Source organism: Pseudoalteromonas agarivorans (assembly GCF_024518735.1).
Classification (GTDB): domain Bacteria; phylum Pseudomonadota; class Gammaproteobacteria; order Enterobacterales; family Alteromonadaceae; genus Pseudoalteromonas; species Pseudoalteromonas atlantica.
On sequence record NZ_JANIGJ010000007.1, the window covers coordinates 1 to 14,609 of the forward strand.

Genomic DNA, 14,609 nt, shown 5'->3' on the forward strand with positions numbered 1-14,609 from the left:
TTTGCTTGGTAACCATAGCGTTTTGGACCCACCTGACCCCATGCCGAACTCAGTAGTGAAACGAAACAGCGCCGATGATAGTGTAGCATTTGCTATGTGAAAGTAGGACATTGCCAGGCTCCAAATAAGAGAAACCCGTTACAGCGATGTGACGGGTTTTTTGCTGTCTGGGATTTAATAAATAGCCAGACCATGGCTAACTCAGTAGTGGCCGCTCTTGCACATCCTGTGCTCCACGGTATTTGTATTCCTATACATCAAACGAAACAGCTCGAAGGCGAGCCCGACGGAAGGCCGCCCCGACACAATGATAGTGTCTCATTTGCTATGTGACTCTCTACCGCTGTGGGCACTACGACATCGCCAGGCTCCAAATACAAGAAAGCCCGACTCGAAAGAGGCGGGCTTTTTTACGTCTGCAGAAAAGTGAAAAATACATTCCAGATATTATTCGCACAGTCTCCACCACCACCGTAGCGTGGGTTGAGTATCACGAAACCCGCGCAAAGAGCCCACCACAGAACTCACACTCTTTGTACTAAAGGCTTCAATTTCAGCTTTAATAGCTGTTTAGCATGCTAAACCCGCTATTGAAAAGTGCTCTTTTATCCCAAGCTATAGTTATAGAGCATCTACACACTTATTTATGGCGAGTTTCTATGTTAAATAAACAAAGGCATATTTACACAAAAGATCAGGTTCGCTCCTATGAGGGAGAGGCGGCTAAGCAATGTGGAATAGATTTATTTACTTTAATGCAGCGAGCGGGAGAGGCAGTATACAAGCAGTGGCAGTCTTTTAACGCTAAGCTTACTTTAATTATTGCAGGTAATGGTAATAATGCGGGTGATGCTTACATAGCCGCGCGTTTAATTAAGGACTCTGGTGCAGAGGTTAAAGTTTGCGCTATAGACCCTGCTAAAACACTCAGTGGTGACGCTGCTAAAGCGAAGCAATTATGGCTTGATAATGGTGGCATAGTTAACGAGTTTGCAAAGAGTGATTTAGATTGCTGCGACTGTGTGATTGATGGGTTATTAGGTACTGGGCTTAATTCACCTGTTCACGAAAATTATTGTGAGATTATTACTGCCATCAACCAAAGCGAAAAGCCTGTTTTAAGTATCGATGTTCCCTCAGGGATTGATGCAAATACAGGTGAAGTATTAGGCGCAGCTATTCAGGCAACAAAAACACTTACTTTTATTGCGATTAAACAGGGCCTTTCTACAGGGACAGGTAAACAGCATGCCGGTGAGTTGATTCTCGATGAATTAGCAATTGAAGATACTTTTAGTCAACTCGCTTCACCTTGTGCTCACTTGATAAATATAGACAGCTTTAAACGCTTGGGCTCTCGGGCTGTAAATAGCCATAAGGGCAATCATGGCAAGTTATTATGCGTAGGGGGCAACCAAGGTACTGCGGGAGCAATTAGGCTCAGTAGTGAAGCTGCGCTAAGAGCAGGCGCGGGGATGGTAAAGGTTTATACGCACCAAAGTTCTATTATGCCAATAAGCATAGGTAGGGCAGAGTTAATGGTCATGAGTGAAAACCTTGAACAGGCTTTAGAGTGGGCAAGTTGTGTTGTACTTGGCCCTGGACTTGGGCAGGATGAATGGGCTAAAAAAACGTTTTGCACTGTAATGCACTATTGCCAAGAGCACAATACGCCGCTTGTACTTGATGCTGATGCACTTAATTTATTAGCTGAAAATGCAAGTGCTTATACGTTGGCTCAATGTGTCCTTACTCCGCATCCTGGTGAGGCGGCTCGGCTCATTAGCAAAAATACCTCTGAAATAGAGTCAAATAGGTTTGGAAGCGTGCGACTATGCGCAAAACGGTATAATGCTACTTGCATATTAAAAGGCGCTGGGTCTTTAATTGATAACGGCAAAAGTACTTGGGTGTGTGAAAATGGTAACGCAGCACTTGCCGTGGGAGGGAGTGGCGACGTACTTACAGGTATTATTGGTGCATTGCTTGCTCAAGGGCTTAGTATCGATGAAGCAGCGCGATATGGGGTAACTCTTCATGCTCGAGCAGGTGAGGTTGCGGCTGAAGAGCAAGGGCAGCGCGGCATGCTACCCTCGGATTTATTTCAAATAGTCAGGTCGTTAATCAACTAAGTATTTAGCTCTGTTGAATAAGATCCCATTTGTTACCATAGAGATCTTCAAATACGGCCACCGTACCGTAAGGCTCATTACGAGGCTGCTCATGAAATACTACGCCATTTTCTAGCATGCTTTCGTAGTCGCGCCAAAAGTTGTCAGTGTTTAAAAATAGCCATACACGGCCACCTGCTTGATTGCCAACAGCGTTAAACTGCTCTGGCTCTGTGGCTTGTGCAAGTAATATATGTGTGCCGTTTGAGTTGGGTGGGGTTATTAACACCCAGCGTTTTCCATCACCTAAATCCGTATCTTCCACTAATTCAAAGCTTAATTTTTTTGTATAAAATGCGATTGCTTCGTCATAGTCTTTTACAACAAGAGCAATACTACCTATATGCTGCTTTGGCATAACTTAAAAACCTAAAGTTGTTTTATGTTTGTGTATTTTCACATATCAATACAGGGTTGAATAGTATAGGTAAATGTTTATTAAAGCTTATTTTAAGGGGAGATATACGTTATACATTGGCTTCGCATCTATCGCTAGCAGTAAAAGGATTCACTCTATTTTAAACCCTATAGCATGCTTAAAGCGTCCTTAAAAAGTGTTCTAATTTACGCAGCTAAACTGGCTTAGTCATCTTCATTCGTAGGGTCGTCACCTGAGTCTTCTTTGCGTTTACGCTGCTCTTGCTTGGCCTTTTGAACATTTTCATAAGTAGGGGGTGGAATAGGCATAAGTGAAATTAGTGGAAAAAATGCTAAAAATAAATACGCTCCTTTAGACATGCTCTTACCCCATATAACGAGCTTAAGCATAATCCAATCAATAAATACCACTAACCCTGTTATAAGTGATACCAAAATAAAGAAGATGATTATTTCATTATTATTAAGCAAATCCTTTTACCTTTAATCCAATAACTCATGGTATAGATTTGGAGATAAATTAAGCAATAACAATAGGCTTGTATTAAAAAGCAAAAACCCAGCCGAAGCTGGGTTTTATATAAGCAAGGTGCTTAAAGGAGGATGATCACATCATGCCGCCCATACCACCCATTCCGCCCATGCCACCCATATCAGGGGCACCAGCAGCTTCTTCTTTAGGGATTTCAGCAACCATTGCTTCGGTAGTGATCATTAGACCTGCAATCGAACCTGCAAATTGTAGTGCAGAGCGCGTTACTTTAGTTGGATCTAGGATACCCATTTCAAGCATGTCGTTGTATTCGCCAGAGGCTGCATTGTAACCGTAGTTACCTTCGCCACCTTTAACAGCGTTTATTACTACTGACGCTTCGTCGCCTGCATTTGTTACGATTTGACGAAGTGGTGCTTCCATCGCACGAAGTGCAACTTTAATACCGTGGTTTTGGTCTTCGTTGTCGCCAAGTAGCTCAACTAGCTTGCTAGCAGCACGTACTAGAGCAACACCACCACCAGGTACCACGCCTTCTTCAACCGCTGCACGAGTTGCATGTAATGCATCTTCAACACGGTCTTTTTTCTCTTTCATTTCAATTTCAGTCGCTGCGCCTACTTTAATTACTGCAACACCGCCGGCAAGTTTAGCCATACGCTCTTGTAGTTTTTCTTTATCGTAGTCAGACGTTGCTTCTTCAATCTGTGCTTTAATTTGAGCAACACGGCCGTTAATGCCATCTTCTTCACCCGCACCATCAATGATAGTTGTATCATCTTTAGTGATTACTACACGCTTAGCAGTACCTAGGTCTTCGATAGTTGCTTTTTCAAGCTCTAAACCAATTTCTTCAGAGATAACAGTACCGCCAGTTAGTACCGCGATATCTTGTAGCATTGCTTTACGACGGTCGCCAAAACCAGGGGCTTTAACTGCTGATACTTTAACAATACCGCGCATGTTGTTAACTACAAGCGTTGCAAGTGCTTCGCCTTCTAGGTCTTCAGCAATGATTAATAGTGGCTTGCTTGCTTTAGCAACGGCTTCTAATGTAGGTAGTAGCTCACGAATGTTAGATACTTTTTTATCTACAAGTAGAATGAACGGGTTGTCTAGCTCAACAGCGCCTTTTTCAGCGTTATTGATAAAGTACGGAGATAGGTAACCACGGTCAAACTGCATGCCTTCTACAACATCTAGTTCGTTCTCTAGTGATTGACCTTCTTCTACAGTAATAACACCTGTGTTACGGCCTACTTTTTCCATTGCTTGTGCAATGATGTCGCCAATTTCTTTATCAGAGTTAGCTGAAATGGTACCTACTTGTGCAATAGCTTTAGTATCAGCACATGGTACAGATAGCGCTTTAAGCTCTTCTACTGCAGCGATAATTGCTTTATCAATACCGCGCTTAAGATCCATTGGGTTCATACCCGCAGCAACCGCTTTAAGGCCTTCATTAACAATAGATTGCGCAAGTACAGTTGCGGTAGTAGTACCGTCACCCGCTGCATCATTTGCTTTAGATGCAACTTCTTTCACCATTTGTGCACCCATGTTTTCAAACTTGTCTTCAAGTTCGATTTCTTTTGCTACAGATACACCATCTTTAGTGATCACTGGAGAGCCAAATGATTTATCTAGTACTACGTTACGGCCTTTAGGACCTAAGGTCACTTTTACTGCGTTTGCTAGGATATTTACGCCTGTTAGCATTTTACCGCGTGCGTCACCTGCAAAAAGTACTTCTTTTGCTGCCATCTTTAATTTCCTCTAAATTCTTAAATGTTTGTTAAACGAAAAGTAGGGTTAGCCTACAATGCCTAAAATGTTGTCTTCACGCATGATCAGGTACTCTTGACCTTCGATCTTTTCAGTTTTTTCAACATATGAGCCAAATAACACAGTGTCACCGGCTTTTACTTCTAAAGCTCTAACGTCACCGTTATCTAGAACGCGACCATTGCCAACAGCAATAACTTCTCCGCGAGTTGATTTTTCAGCTGCAGAGCCAGTTAATACAATACCGCCAGCAGACTTGGTTTCTTCTTCTAGACGCTTAACGATTACGCGATCTTGTAAAGGACGAATGTTCATTTTTTTAGTTCTCCTAACAGTTTCTGAACAGTACAGAAAAAAGCTTTTCTAATTTGCATTCATTAATGGGGGTAGAGTGTAAAATTCCAAGAGAAAAATCGATAAATTTTTAATCTTTTCTCTCATATTCGCCATCAATGGTAGTTGGTTTATTTACATGCTGTTGTTCTTGCTGCGAGTGTGCATGTTGTGTAAAGGCTGAAGAGCCTTGTGGTGCACCTGTGCTCATGCGTACCGTCGCTTGACTTGCAAGGCCTGCAGCAAGTTTATTACGTATTGAGGGGGTTAATAATAGTAGGCCGAATACATCGGTCATAATGCCTGGGGTTAGCAATAAAACACCCGCAATGATCACGCAAATACCGGTAAATAATTCTTTAGCTGGCATTTGTCCTTGGGCCATTTGGCTTTGTGCATTTTGTAATGCACCCATACCTTGTTGTTTAACCATTCTGGCGCCCAAAATAGCCGTAGCAATCACTAGGGCTATAGTCGCAAAACCACCAATTACATCGCTAACCTGTATTAGTAGCGCAATTTCGATGATAGGAATGATAATAAACAACACAAATAAAAATCTAAACATAGGGCTCTCTAAATAATGGCACTCAAAAGAGTGGATGAAATATAAGTGAGGGTGAAGGGGTCTATTTTCAAGGTTGAGCTTAAAGTGATTAATAATTGCTTAATATCTACAATTATTCATCGCCTACACATTACACTAGCTATCAGATACTATTGCATTAGTTCCCTATAAATTAGTAAAGGTTAATTATGACTACGCAATTTAAATTGATATTTACCACGTGCAAAGATGAGGCTGAAGCACGCACTTTAGCAAAAGCACTTGTAGCGCAAAAATTAGCGGCGTGTGTAAATATTTTACCAAATATGACCTCAGTTTATATGTGGGAAGGCGATGTTGCCCAAGAGATAGAAGCAAAGCTACTGATTAAAACAAAATCAGAAAAAATGAATGATGTTTTTGAAACCATCAAAAGTTTACACAGTTACGAAGTACCAGAAATTCAAGTGGTTGATGTGGCCACTGGTAATTTGGCTTATTTTCATTGGATGGATGAGGTATTAAATTAATGCGGTTTTTCTTTTTATTATTGGTTAGCTTGCTGGCGCTTCCGGCAAAGGCAAACACCAATAATGTGCTAGGTGATTTACTTGCCCCGCCACAGCAAACCTTTTTACCCGTAGACCAAGCGTTTGTATTTGATTTTGATCAGCAAGGTAGCACTTTATTTGTGGGATGGGATATAGCGCCTGACTATTACCTTTATAAAAAGAAAATAGAAATTATCGCCAAAGGCGCCAACATCAAGGTAGGCGATGCCGGTTCTGGCGAAATAATTGAAGACGAGTTTTTTGGCAAAACCGAAGTTTTTTTCAATAGTGTGAGTGTTATAAGTAAGCTCAGTAATGTTACAGAGGGTGCTGTTGTAAAGGTGCGCTATCAGGGCTGTGCCAAAGCAGGGCTGTGTTATCCGCCTGAGGTTATTAGTATTCCTTTAAGTGTTATTGCCTCAGAGCAAGCGCAAGGTAATAACTCATCTGCTAATGCCGCTGATACATTAAACGCATTAACTCCTCCTGTAGACTCAATGCGTAGCCAAAGTAATACAACCACTCAAGATTTAAGTTTTACAGAGCGATTAGCAAGTCAAAGTTTAGTAACCAATTTACTTATATTTTTTGCTGTTGGGGTGGGGCTTGCGTTTACACCGTGTGTGTTCCCTATGTTTCCTATTTTATCGAGTTTAATTGCAGGGCAGCAAAATCTATCTACTAAAAAAGCGTTTGCGTTGTCGTTTGTATATATACAAGGTATGGCGCTTACTTATGCTGCATTAGGGTTAGTAGTGGCGGCCTTAGGCGGGCAAGTGCAGGGGTATTTACAACACCCTTATGTACTTATTAGTTTTAGTTTACTGTTTGTATTGCTCGCAATGTCGATGTTTGGCTGGTACGAAATTAAGTTACCCAGCGCCATGATGAGCAAGCTAACGCAAGTCAGTAATAACCAAAAAGGCGGCAATTACCTAGGTGTGTTTTTAATGGGGGTGTTGTCAGGGTTAATTGCATCACCTTGTACCACAGCTCCGTTATCTGCTGCGCTATTATTTGTAGCGCAAAGTGGTGACTACCTTGTCGGTGGTTTAACCCTGTATGTATTAAGTTTAGGAATGGGCCTACCGCTTTTATTACTCGGTACGTCTGGTGGCAAATTGCTTCCTAAAGCTGGCGGTTGGATGGAGCAAGTTAAAACGTTATTTGGTTTTATTATGCTTGTTGTGCCACTTATTTTATTGGAGCGCATAATTAGCGCCGACATTATTTTACTTATGGCGGGTATTTTAGCACTGGCAACGGCTGTTTATTTACACTATTGGCAGAGTGCTCAGCCACAAAGCAAGCTTAAAACAGCGCTTTGGTTTAGTGCTACATTTTTAGTACTTACTGGTTTTACATTAGCTAAAAACGTTATTTGGCCGCAGCAACAGGTTGAGCAGGTTAGTCAGCAAAGTAATGAGTTTAAACAAGTGGCTAATTTAACCGAGCTAAAAAACGCTGTTGCTGAAGCTAATCAGCAAGGCAAACTGGTGATGGTTGATTTATACGCCGATTGGTGTGTGGCATGTAAAGAGTTTGAGCATTACACATTTCCAGATGCCAAAGTACAGAGCGAGTTTAGTCACTATCAGTTAATTCAAATCGATTTAACGCAAAGTGATGACACCACCATTGAGCTAATGGAAGAGTTCACTGTGTTTGGTTTACCCAGTATTTTGTTTTTTAACACACAAGGGCAAGAGCTAAGTTCAGAGCGCGTTACAGGATTTTTAAACGCCGATGATTTTGCCACCCACCTAGCTGCAGTGCGCGCCAGTGCACAATAATAGTGCAATTTAGCCGCTTGGGCTTACCAAGTGGCTTGCCTTCAATTACGTCATATTTATTACACCTCCAGAGATTAGACCAGTATTTTGCTGCTATTTACATCGAACTGACTATAATAGTTGGCTAACGTGAGAATTTGTTGCAATTTTTGTTTTTTATACTTACTTTAGTGTACAAAATTAGCTCGCAACGGCTTAACTCATTACTTAGAGGATATATCGCGTATTATGGCTGCAAAATTTAAACTTTTAGTTATAAATGGTCCAAATTTAAACATGCTAGGAAAGCGTGAGCCAGAAAAGTACGGTTTGCACACTCTTGGTGAAATTATGAGCGAACTAACGACTGCCGCAGAGGGTCTAGATGTTCAGCTTACGCATTTTCAAAGTAATAGTGAGCAAGCCCTTATAGAAAGAATACACGATGCTTGGCAGGCAGTTGATTACATAATTATTAATCCTGCTGCATTTACGCATACTAGCGTCGCTTTACGTGATGCATTGTTAAGCGTTGATATTCCTTTTTTTGAGGTGCACTTAAGTAATGTGCATGCACGTGAAGCATTTCGTCATCATTCGTATTTTTCTGATGTGGCGCAAGGTGTGGTATGTGGATTAGGTGCAATGGGTTACCACGCAGCATTGAACGCTGCCGTGAGCCGGTTGCAAAACTCGAATTAATTTAAACTAACAAACTTATAGGCGGGTCGTTCATGGATATTCGCAAGATCAAAAAGCTAATCGAATTAGTAGAAGAATCAGGTATTGCTGAGCTAGAAATCACTGAAGGTGAAGAATCAGTACGTATTAACCGTAACAACATGAGCGCAGGTCCTGCTTACGCTCAGTACGCACCACAGCAATTTGCTGCTCCAGCACCTGCGGCACCAGCACAAGCTGCGCCAGCCGTTGAAGCCGATGCTACACCAGCAGCGCCTGCAGGCCATCAAGTTAAATCACCTATGGTTGGTTCATTTTACTCAGCAGCTTCTCCAGAAGCGCCAGCATACGTAGAAGTTGGTTCTCAAGTTAAAGTAGGTGATACATTATGTATCGTTGAAGCAATGAAAATGATGAACCAAATTGAGTCAGATAAAGCGGGTACAGTTACAGCTATTTTAGTTGAAAATGGCGAACCAGTAGAATTTGATCAACCTCTATTCATCATTGAATAATTTAGTAACCTAAAGGCCAACTCTTATGTTAGATAAAGTAGTCATTGCAAACCGAGGTGAAATAGCACTTCGCGTATTGCGCGCCTGCAAAGAGCTTGGGATCAAAACGGTTGCTGTGCATTCAACGGCGGATCGCGATCTTAAGCACGTATTACTTGCAGATGAAACCATTTGTATCGGTAGACCTCCAGCCACTGAAAGTTACTTAGATATTCCGCGCATTATTGCGGCTGCTGAAGTAACAGACGCTGTAGCGATTCACCCAGGATATGGTTTTCTTTCAGAAAATGCAGATTTTGCTGACCAAGTTGAGCAAAGCGGCTTTGTATTTATTGGTCCAAAAGGCGACACTATTCGTCTTATGGGCGATAAAGTATCGGCAATCAATGCAATGCGCAAAGCTGGTGTACCATGTGTACCTGGTTCTGACGGTCCGGTATCGGATGACAAAGAACGCAACATGCAAATTGCAAAGCGCATTGGTTACCCGGTAATTATTAAAGCCGCTGGTGGCGGTGGTGGCCGTGGTATGCGTGTAGTACGTAGCGAAGCTGAATTAATTGATTCAATCGCACTTACTCAACAAGAAGCGAAACAGTTTTTTGGTAATAGCATGGTTTACATGGAAAAATTCCTTGAAAACCCTCGCCATATTGAAATTCAGGTACTTGCTGATGGACAAGGTAATGCTGTTCATTTAGGTGAGCGTGACTGTTCTATGCAACGTCGTCACCAAAAAGTAGTTGAAGAAGCGCCTGCTCCAGGTATAACGGCAGAAGTGCGTAAATTTATTGGTGAGCGCTGTACACGTGCATGTATCGAAATTGGTTACCGTGGTGCGGGTACGTTTGAGTTCTTATACGAAAACGGCGAATTTTACTTCATCGAAATGAACACCCGTATTCAAGTTGAGCACCCAGTGACTGAAATGGTAAGCGGTGTTGATTTAATTAAAGAGCAGCTAAAAATTGCTGCTGGGCAACCGCTATCTTTCACGCAAGATGACGTGGTTATCCGCGGCCATGCAATTGAATGTCGTATTAACGCAGAAGACCCAGAAACGTTTATCCCGTCGCCGGGTAAAATTACACGTTTCCACCCTGCAGGTGGTTTAGGTATTCGTTGGGATAGCCATATTTATGCTGACTATACAGTACCCCCACATTACGATTCGATGATTGGTAAGCTTATTACTTACGGTGAAAACCGTGATGTGGCTATTGCCCGTGCTCGTAATGCGTTGAACGAATTAGTTATTGATGGCATCAAAACAAACACGCCATTACATAAGAAAATTCTTGCAGACGAAAACTTCCAAAGTGGTGGTACAAATATCCACTACCTTGAGAAAAAACTAGGGCTATAAAGCCCCAGTTAATTAAAACCGGCTTAGGCCGGTTTTTTTATGCCTAAAACGCCAATTTATCGCCTTCAAGAAATATTCTGGTATGATTAGCAAAGATGCGCTTTTAGTAAATTTTTGAGGTAACAATGACGCGTAGTTTTGAAGCTCACCTAAATGATGAAATAGCCACAGTAGCAATGGGTAACAAAGTGGCTGCTATTATAGAGCAAGGTGCAGTAATTTATTTACACGGCGATTTAGGTGCAGGTAAAACAACATTTACGCGTGGTGTAGTGCAAGGCTTTGGCCACACTGGTAAGGTAAAAAGCCCAACCTATACGTTGGTAGAGCCATACGAACTGACACGTGCTAATGTATATCATTTTGACCTATACCGGTTAGGCGATCCTGAAGAGCTTGAGTACATGGGTATAAGAGATTACTTTTCTGAGCAGGCTATTTGTATTGTTGAGTGGCCAGAAAAGGGGGGAGAATTTATACCAGTTCCCGATTTAGACATTACCTTAAGTTACGTTGGGGATGAGCGCAAAATTGTTCTTAATAGTGCCAGCGAGCGCGGAATAGCAATTGTCGAAAAGCTAACTAACCTAAACCCGAGTTAATATACTTACTAACACATTGAAATATAAAAGCATCAAAGTTACCTTTTTAGTTGGCGTACAAAATAGCAGCTTAAGGTAGATTTACTATCCAACGTTTAGGTTAATAAGCTAATAGCGGGTCAAGGCGCCCGCTCTCATAATAATAAATAGTTAAGGCAATGGTAGTTATAATGAATCGAGGTGTAGTTAAACTTTTTATTTGTTTCATAGTTTTCGCTGTGAGCTTACCGTTGTGGGCAAAAAATACCATAAATAGTGTACGCGTATGGCCCTCGCCAGATAGCACGCGGGTGGTATTTGATTTAGATGATAAGCCCGATTTCAGCTATTTTATGCTTAAAAACCCGAGTCGCTTAGTGGTCGACCTTGAAAACACCAAAGGGTTAAAAGTATTACCGAGTATTCCTTCTAAACACAAAATTGTTAGCAAGCTGCGCTATTCAAAGCCTAAAAATAAACAAAGTGTACGTTTTGTATTTGAGCTAACCGCGCCTATTAAGCCGGTTATTTTTGCGCTGGCACCTACTGGTCCGTACAAAAATAGGTTAGTTGTTGATTTATATAATAAAAGTGAACCTGCAATAAGCACTACACCTGCCCAAAAAGCAGCTAAAAAGCGCCAGTTAAGCCAAGAGCGAGACATTGTTATTGCAATTGATGCGGGCCATGGCGGAGAAGACCCAGGTTCTATTGGCCCCTCCGGTACGTATGAAAAAACCATTACCCTGCAAATAGCTAAACGTTTAGAGCGTATGATTGACGGCGAACGTGGCATGATTTCGCGCATGGTAAGAAGTGGCGACTACTTTGTTAAGCTTAATACCCGTACCAACCGAGCACGCCAGAAAAAAGCCGACTTTTTAGTGTCAATTCATGCTGATGCATTTACCAGCCCTGGGCCAAATGGTGCTTCGGTGTGGGTGTTATCGCTTGGTCGCGCTAATTCTGAGATTGGTAAATGGATAGAAGATAAAGAAAAACACTCAGAGCTTTTAGGTGGTGCAGCCGATGTAATTAAAGATGCTGCTAACGAAAAATACCTCGCGCAAGCGCTACTCGATATGTCGATGGACCACTCAATGAAAACAGGGCTTAGTGTGGCCGAAGAAGTAGTAAAAGAGCTAAAAAAGGTCGCTAAATTACATAAAAAAGATCCACAGCATGCAAGTCTTGCTGTATTAAAGTCGCCAGATATTCCTTCCATTTTGGTTGAGACAGGCTTTATTTCAAACCCCCGTGAAGAGCGTATGTTAAAAAGCGCTAATCATCAGGAACGCTTAGCTAAAGCGATGTTTACGTCTATAAAAAATTATTACTTAAAAAACCCACCAGATGATTCGTTATTTGCAAAGCTTAAATCGCAGTACCCAACTAAGCATAAAGTTCGCCCGGGTGAATCGCTAAGCCTATTAGCGAGTCGTTATGGCGTATCGGTAGCCAAATTAAAGCAAGTTAATCAACTACGCTCAAACACCTTGTTTATAGGTCAAGAGCTGGACATACCGCAGAGTTGATGTTTATTAAACCTGTACACGTATTAGGGGCCTCATGAGTATTGAAATATTACCTGCACGATTAGCTAACCAAATAGCGGCAGGTGAAGTGGTTGAACGCCCGGCTTCAGTGGTTAAAGAATTAGTAGAAAACAGCTTAGATGCGGGCGCAACGCGTGTGCAAATAGACATAGAGCGGGGCGGTCACAAGCTTATTCGTATTCGTGATAATGGCTCAGGTATTGGCAAAAATGAGCTCACTTTAGCGCTTTCGCGCCATGCAACAAGTAAACTTAAATCACTCGATGATTTAGAAAACATTTGTTCTTTAGGCTTTAGAGGGGAAGCGCTTGCATCTATTAGTTCGGTATCGCGTTTAACGCTTAGCTCAAAGCCCAAAGCACAAGATGCCGCGTGGCAAGCGTTTGCACAGGGCCGCGATATGGACGTGCAAGTAAAGCCGGTAGCCCACCCAGATGGCACAACGATAGAAGTTAAAGATTTATTTTTTAACACCCCAGCAAGGCGCAAGTTTTTACGCACCGAAAAAACCGAATTTAGCCACATTGATGAGCTTATAAAGCGTATTGCACTGAGTCGTTTTGATGTGTCGATTACACTGACGCATAACCAAAAGGTGGTTAGGCAGTACCGTGCTAAAACCGATCCAAATCAAGCGATTACTCGGGTGGCGCAAGTTGCAGGTAAAGCCTTTGCTGAGCAAGGATTGCATATTCAATCTGGTGAAAGTGGTTTACAGCTACATGGTTGGGTATTGCCAGTGGGATCAGCTAATACCACGCAATATACATATGTAAATAATCGCATGATGCGCGATAAACTAATTTTACATGCTATTCGTCAGGCGTTTGAAGAGGTAAGTGGAGCGCAAGAACTCCCAGGTTTTGTTATTTATATTGATATTGACCCAAGGCAAGTGGATGTAAATGTTCATCCTGCAAAGCACGAGGTGCGTTTTCATCAAGGCCGGTTAGTGCACGACTTTATATTACAGGCAATTAAGCAAGTAGTTGTGCCTCTACAAGGCGAATTTGCAACTAATCAAGCGCCCACAGACAATTACCAATCCTCGGCGTTTATTGAGCAGCCAAGTCATGCGGCTAATAACCAGCCAGTTCAGCAGGGGTATGATTACCCAAAGTCACAGTTGCAGCCAATAGATTCACAAAACGGTGGTTTTACTAGTCGTGCCTCCTCTAATCGCGCAGGGTCAGGGGGTGGCGCTACGGGGTATGCTTCACCGTCTCAAAAACATGGTGCAAATCATCACGATGTAAATGCATTTTATCAAGGGGTGAGTGAGCAACAAGCCGCTCATTTTGAGCATAGTGTATCAACGCAGCCCGTTACTGATGAAAGCGCTGCACACGCATTAAAAAGTGTGCAGGTATTAAATGTAAATAAAGGCGTGTGTGTATTTACTCAGCAGCAGCAGTTATTTTGTTCACACTATAAGCATGCACTTGTTGATTACTGGCATGCACAAATAAAAGAGTTGGGTAATTTAGAGGGTAAAGCCTTGTTACTACCAGTGAGAGTTAGCCTTGAAAAAGCTGACTGCGAACTAATAGCTCAGCAGCAATCGTGGTTTACTTTATTAGGTTTTGAGCTAGTTATTGAAAAACAGTTTGTGATGGTTAAAAAGCTACCCACGTGTTTATATTTACTTGAAGTATCAGCTGCGGTTGAAAGCTTGCTTGGCGCATGTAAAACACAGCTCAACGAGTTACAAGCGTGGCTTACATGGCAGCTTAGTTGTGTACCAGAGCGCTTTTATGAGAGTAATGCATTTATTGAATTACAAATTAGCTTACAAAATAATCCGCAAACAATTGAACGTTTAAAAGAAAAAGCAGTTAAAATAGACCTAGAACACTATTTAACGCAATTAAATTAAGGTA

At 41.9% G+C, this 14,609-nt stretch carries 14 protein-coding genes and 1 rRNA gene; 10 read left to right on the forward strand and 5 right to left on the reverse strand.

The genetic code is table 11. The annotated features are described in order from the left end of the window. Nucleotides 1-4 precede the first annotated feature (4 nt). Nucleotides 5-119 (forward strand): 5S ribosomal RNA (gene rrf, locus NQT65_RS13085). Nucleotides 120-659: 540 nt separating this feature from the next. Further along, nucleotides 660-2,132, forward strand: coding sequence for an NAD(P)H-hydrate dehydratase (locus NQT65_RS13090; RefSeq protein ID WP_256851347.1), 1,473 nt, complete (start codon nucleotides 660-662; stop codon nucleotides 2,130-2,132). A gap of 4 nt (nucleotides 2,133-2,136) precedes the next feature. Here the strand turns inward: NQT65_RS13090 and NQT65_RS13095 are convergent, their stop codons facing one another. The 5 genes from NQT65_RS13095 to NQT65_RS13115 form a co-directional block, all read right to left on the reverse strand. Then, the gene (locus tag NQT65_RS13095; RefSeq protein ID WP_004587679.1) at nucleotides 2,137-2,529 is read right to left on the reverse strand and encodes a VOC family protein; all 393 of its coding nucleotides are present in this window, start codon (nucleotides 2,527-2,529) and stop codon (nucleotides 2,137-2,139) included. A 224-nt stretch (nucleotides 2,530-2,753) separates the two neighbouring features. Beyond that, nucleotides 2,754-2,939, reverse strand: coding sequence for a hypothetical protein (locus tag NQT65_RS13100; RefSeq protein ID WP_164521643.1), 186 nt, complete (start codon nucleotides 2,937-2,939; stop codon nucleotides 2,754-2,756). Nucleotides 2,940-3,156: 217 nt separating this feature from the next. Continuing rightward, nucleotides 3,157-4,806, reverse strand: a complete 1,650-nt coding sequence (gene groL / locus NQT65_RS13105) for a chaperonin GroEL (protein ID WP_029772614.1) — start codon at nucleotides 4,804-4,806, stop codon at nucleotides 3,157-3,159. 48 nt (nucleotides 4,807-4,854) lie between these two features. After that, nucleotides 4,855-5,142, reverse strand: a complete 288-nt coding sequence (locus tag NQT65_RS13110) for a co-chaperone GroES (protein ID WP_004587676.1) — start codon at nucleotides 5,140-5,142, stop codon at nucleotides 4,855-4,857. A gap of 109 nt (nucleotides 5,143-5,251) precedes the next feature. After that, nucleotides 5,252-5,728, reverse strand: a complete 477-nt coding sequence (locus tag NQT65_RS13115; RefSeq protein WP_256851348.1) for an FxsA family protein — start codon at nucleotides 5,726-5,728, stop codon at nucleotides 5,252-5,254. A gap of 188 nt (nucleotides 5,729-5,916) precedes the next feature. Here NQT65_RS13115 and cutA point away from each other — a divergent pair, with 188 nt between their 5' ends. From cutA to mutL, 8 genes are all read left to right on the forward strand, one after another. Then, a complete protein-coding gene (gene cutA / locus NQT65_RS13120) occupies nucleotides 5,917-6,237 on the forward strand; it encodes a divalent-cation tolerance protein CutA (RefSeq protein WP_029772613.1) in 321 nt (106 codons plus the stop codon). Then, a complete protein-coding gene (locus NQT65_RS13125) occupies nucleotides 6,237-8,051 on the forward strand; it encodes a protein-disulfide reductase DsbD (protein ID WP_256851349.1) in 1,815 nt (604 codons plus the stop codon). Before cutA ends, NQT65_RS13125 begins: the two co-directional genes overlap by 1 nt. Before the next feature lie 228 nt (nucleotides 8,052-8,279). Continuing rightward, on the forward strand, nucleotides 8,280-8,732 hold the full coding sequence (gene aroQ / locus NQT65_RS13130) for a type II 3-dehydroquinate dehydratase (protein WP_024031479.1): 453 nt from the start codon (nucleotides 8,280-8,282) through the stop codon (nucleotides 8,730-8,732). A gap of 32 nt (nucleotides 8,733-8,764) precedes the next feature. Then, on the forward strand, nucleotides 8,765-9,226 hold the full coding sequence (gene accB / locus NQT65_RS13135) for an acetyl-CoA carboxylase biotin carboxyl carrier protein (protein WP_004587671.1): 462 nt from the start codon (nucleotides 8,765-8,767) through the stop codon (nucleotides 9,224-9,226). Nucleotides 9,227-9,251: 25 nt separating this feature from the next. Beyond that, entirely contained in the window at nucleotides 9,252-10,592 is a 1,341-nt protein-coding gene (accC, locus tag NQT65_RS13140; RefSeq protein WP_024031477.1) for an acetyl-CoA carboxylase biotin carboxylase subunit, read from the forward strand. A 125-nt stretch (nucleotides 10,593-10,717) separates the two neighbouring features. After that, nucleotides 10,718-11,194 (forward strand): tRNA (adenosine(37)-N6)-threonylcarbamoyltransferase complex ATPase subunit type 1 TsaE, encoded by a 477-nt coding sequence (tsaE, locus tag NQT65_RS13145; RefSeq protein ID WP_256851350.1) that lies wholly within the window; start codon nucleotides 10,718-10,720, stop codon nucleotides 11,192-11,194. A gap of 170 nt (nucleotides 11,195-11,364) precedes the next feature. After that, the gene (locus tag NQT65_RS13150; protein ID WP_256851351.1) at nucleotides 11,365-12,708 is read left to right on the forward strand and encodes an N-acetylmuramoyl-L-alanine amidase; all 1,344 of its coding nucleotides are present in this window, start codon (nucleotides 11,365-11,367) and stop codon (nucleotides 12,706-12,708) included. A 34-nt stretch (nucleotides 12,709-12,742) separates the two neighbouring features. Further along, on the forward strand, nucleotides 12,743-14,605 hold the full coding sequence (mutL, locus tag NQT65_RS13155; protein ID WP_256851352.1) for a DNA mismatch repair endonuclease MutL: 1,863 nt from the start codon (nucleotides 12,743-12,745) through the stop codon (nucleotides 14,603-14,605). The last annotated feature ends 4 nt before the right edge of the window (nucleotides 14,606-14,609 follow it).

Excerpts from the sequence above, each read along its gene's own strand:
- NQT65_RS13095 (WP_004587679.1), bottom strand. The coding sequence starts at position 2,529 with ATGCCAAAGCAGCATATAGGTAGTATTGCTCTTGTTGTAAAAGACTAT.
- accB (WP_004587671.1), top strand. The coding sequence starts at position 8,765 with ATGGATATTCGCAAGATCAAAAAGCTAATCGAATTAGTAGAAGAATCA.
- aroQ (WP_024031479.1), top strand. The coding sequence starts at position 8,280 with ATGGCTGCAAAATTTAAACTTTTAGTTATAAATGGTCCAAATTTAAAC.
- NQT65_RS13115 (WP_256851348.1), bottom strand. The coding sequence starts at position 5,728 with ATGTTTAGATTTTTATTTGTGTTGTTTATTATCATTCCTATCATCGAA.
- NQT65_RS13125 (WP_256851349.1), top strand. The coding sequence starts at position 6,237 with ATGCGGTTTTTCTTTTTATTATTGGTTAGCTTGCTGGCGCTTCCGGCA.
- NQT65_RS13090 (WP_256851347.1), top strand. The coding sequence starts at position 660 with ATGTTAAATAAACAAAGGCATATTTACACAAAAGATCAGGTTCGCTCC.
- tsaE (WP_256851350.1), top strand. The coding sequence starts at position 10,718 with ATGACGCGTAGTTTTGAAGCTCACCTAAATGATGAAATAGCCACAGTA.
- accC (WP_024031477.1), top strand. The coding sequence starts at position 9,252 with ATGTTAGATAAAGTAGTCATTGCAAACCGAGGTGAAATAGCACTTCGC.
- mutL (WP_256851352.1), top strand. The coding sequence starts at position 12,743 with ATGAGTATTGAAATATTACCTGCACGATTAGCTAACCAAATAGCGGCA.
- NQT65_RS13110 (WP_004587676.1), bottom strand. The coding sequence starts at position 5,142 with ATGAACATTCGTCCTTTACAAGATCGCGTAATCGTTAAGCGTCTAGAA.
- cutA (WP_029772613.1), top strand. The coding sequence starts at position 5,917 with ATGACTACGCAATTTAAATTGATATTTACCACGTGCAAAGATGAGGCT.
- NQT65_RS13150 (WP_256851351.1), top strand. The coding sequence starts at position 11,365 with ATGAATCGAGGTGTAGTTAAACTTTTTATTTGTTTCATAGTTTTCGCT.
- NQT65_RS13100 (WP_164521643.1), bottom strand. The coding sequence starts at position 2,939 with ATGCTTAAGCTCGTTATATGGGGTAAGAGCATGTCTAAAGGAGCGTAT.
- groL (WP_029772614.1), bottom strand. The coding sequence starts at position 4,806 with ATGGCAGCAAAAGAAGTACTTTTTGCAGGTGACGCACGCGGTAAAATG.